At 69.9% G+C, this 2129-nt stretch carries 3 protein-coding genes; all 3 read left to right on the plus strand.

Annotation, left to right across the window (positions count from 1 at the left end; all coding sequences use genetic code 11):
* Positions 1 to 136 precede the first annotated feature (136 nt).
* The 3 genes from flgA (at position 137) to H0W38_RS21660 (ending at position 1899) form a co-directional block, all read left to right on the plus strand.
* Positions 137 to 880 carry a flagellar basal body P-ring formation chaperone FlgA gene (gene flgA / locus H0W38_RS21650; protein WP_292458104.1) on the plus strand — a complete coding sequence of 248 codons (744 nt, stop codon included), beginning with the start codon at positions 137 to 139 and terminating at the stop codon, positions 878 to 880.
* 222 nt (positions 881 to 1102) lie between these two features.
* Positions 1103 to 1414, plus strand: a complete 312-nt coding sequence (gene flgM, locus H0W38_RS21655; protein WP_292458106.1) for a flagellar biosynthesis anti-sigma factor FlgM — start codon at positions 1103 to 1105, stop codon at positions 1412 to 1414.
* A gap of 86 nt (positions 1415 to 1500) precedes the next feature.
* On the plus strand, positions 1501 to 1899 hold the full coding sequence (locus H0W38_RS21660; RefSeq protein WP_292458108.1) for a hypothetical protein: 399 nt from the start codon (positions 1501 to 1503) through the stop codon (positions 1897 to 1899).
* Positions 1900 to 2129 lie beyond the last annotated feature (230 nt).

The following is a 2129-nucleotide window of genomic DNA, read 5'->3' on the forward strand; positions in this document are numbered from 1 at the left end:
TGCCGCTGCGGCCACGCTCGGGTGGCGATGGAGCAATCTTGAGCGCCACCGTACAAAACGTTGACGGGAATAGCGGGGCCTTCCGCCGCCAATTCCCGCCGCAGCCTCGCCACGCCGCACTTAGAGTGCCGAGGCAATGAACAGCAACACACTTCTCTTTTCCCGCGCGCTTCGGCGGGTCGCACCGGCCTTGTTTGCGGCGCTGCTGCTGGGCTTGGCACCGTTGCGCGCCGAGGAAGCCCCGGTGGCCCAGGCGCTTGCGCAAGCGTTCGAGGAGCAGGCCCGCAGCCTGGCGCTGGAAAGTGCCCGGCCGGCCGACGGCCTGCGCGTGGAAATCGAAGTGGGACGCCTCAACCCGCGCCTGCGGCTGGCGTCCTGTGCGCAGGTCGAGCCCTATCTGCCCAATGGCTTCAAGCCGTGGGGTCGCACGCGCGTGGGTCTGCGCTGTCTGAGCGGCCCGACGCGCTGGAACGTCTATCTGCCAATCACCGTCAAGGTGTTCGGCCCCGCGCTGGTCGCGTCGAGCGCGCTCGCGGCAGGCACGGTGCTCACCGACGCTGATCTGCAAGAAGCCGAAGTCGATCTGGCCGCCGAACACGGCATGGTGTTGACCGATGCGGAGCAAGCGGTCGGCCGCACCTTGACGCGCATGGTGAGCGCCGGCGACGCGCTGCGCAGCAGCAATGTGCGGGCACGCCAGTGGTTCGCTGCCGGAGACACGGTTCGGCTTGTCGCGATCGGCACCGGCTTTTCCGTCGAGGGCCAGGGCCGCGCGATCAGCGTCGGCCTGGACGGCAGCCAAGTGCGCGTGCGGACAGAAAGCGGGCGGATCGTCACAGGATTGGCGACGGGCGAGCGAGAGGTTGAGGTGCGGTTGTGAGCCGCGTGAGAGGGGCCCCACGCAGTGGGGATCGAAGCGAGCGAACAACCGCATGCCGCCGACCGCCCGGCATGCGCAGTAGCGCGGTCGCTGCGGAGGCGGCGTTGTGAGTCGGCCGGCACTGCTGTTACAAATCAACGATTCAAGTTCGCCGCCAGAGCGTCGATACCCCACCATGTTGAACCATCCGGCGGCCCTTGCGCCGGACTGCAGGAGTCCCTCATGAAGATCGGTATCACTTCCACCCCGGCGGCCGATGCGGCCACGCTGTCCCGCGCCAACGCCGAGGCAGGCGCTGCCGCAGCCAAGGCGCGCGGCGCCACGCAGGCGCCGTCCTCGGACGCGAGTTCGGTGCAAATCTCCAGCGCCGCCACCGGCCTGATGGCCCAGGCCGCCACGCCGGAGTTCGACGCCGCGAAGGTCGAGCGCATCAGGCAGTCGATCGCCGATGGCAGCTTCAAGATCGACGCCGCGGCCATTGCCGACAAGCTGATCTCGAACGCGCAAGAGTTGCTCGGCGCTGCGAAGCGCTGAGCAGCAGAAGCTTTTCTCCGGGGGTGGCGCCTGACTGGCGGCCCCATGCCGATTCCGATTCCGCGAGCGCCCTTCTCAGCCCCGCCATGCAAAGCACCGACCGCAGCTCCGCCCCGATCCCTCCCGTCGACGACGCGCTCGAGGCGGTGATCACCGATGTCGAGCGGCGGCTGGCCGGACTGGCGCAATCGCTGCTGGAGCGCGACGGCGGCGCCATCGATACCGCCGCCACGGCGTTGCAGCAGTCGCTGGCCCGCGCCCTCGACGCCGTGAGCCGCGCCGCGCACCGGGGCGCCGTGCCGCCGGCGCTGCGCCAGCGGCTGGTCGTTGCGAGCGGCCAAGTGGCCAATCAGCGCAACACCCTGGCCCGTGCCACGGCCGCGCTCGACCGGGCCATCGAGGTGCTGCTGCCGCGCGAGGCCTCGGGTTACACCGCGAACGGCGCTGCCGCGCTGCAGGCGCACAGCGGTCTCGCGCGGGCTTGAAGAGGCGGGCGGCGTCGGGGCGCGCGCGGCTCAATAACGAGCCCCGGCCCGTGGCGGGATAGGCGGTCGTCCAGAGCTCCGAGCCGTCGAAACACAATGCGGTTCGAACCGGCGGCTCAATGCACCGCGTAGGGCCGCAATGCCTCGGGGGTGCGCATGTCCTGCGGCATTTCGAAGGTTTCGAGGGCAGCGCCGCGCATTTTTGTCGGAACCTCGGCCAGTCCGCGCCG

The sequence above is a fragment of the Methylibium sp. genome (assembly GCF_013817365.1).
GTDB lineage: Bacteria > Pseudomonadota > Gammaproteobacteria > Burkholderiales > Burkholderiaceae_C > Methylibium.

What these genes read in the sequence shown, in the direction of transcription:
- flgM (WP_292458106.1), top strand. Translation starts at nt 1,103, where the DNA reads ATGAAGATCGGTATCACTTCCACCCCGGCGGCCGATGCGGCCACGCTG.
- flgA (WP_292458104.1), top strand. Translation starts at nt 137, where the DNA reads ATGAACAGCAACACACTTCTCTTTTCCCGCGCGCTTCGGCGGGTCGCA.
- H0W38_RS21660 (WP_292458108.1), top strand. Translation starts at nt 1,501, where the DNA reads ATGCAAAGCACCGACCGCAGCTCCGCCCCGATCCCTCCCGTCGACGAC.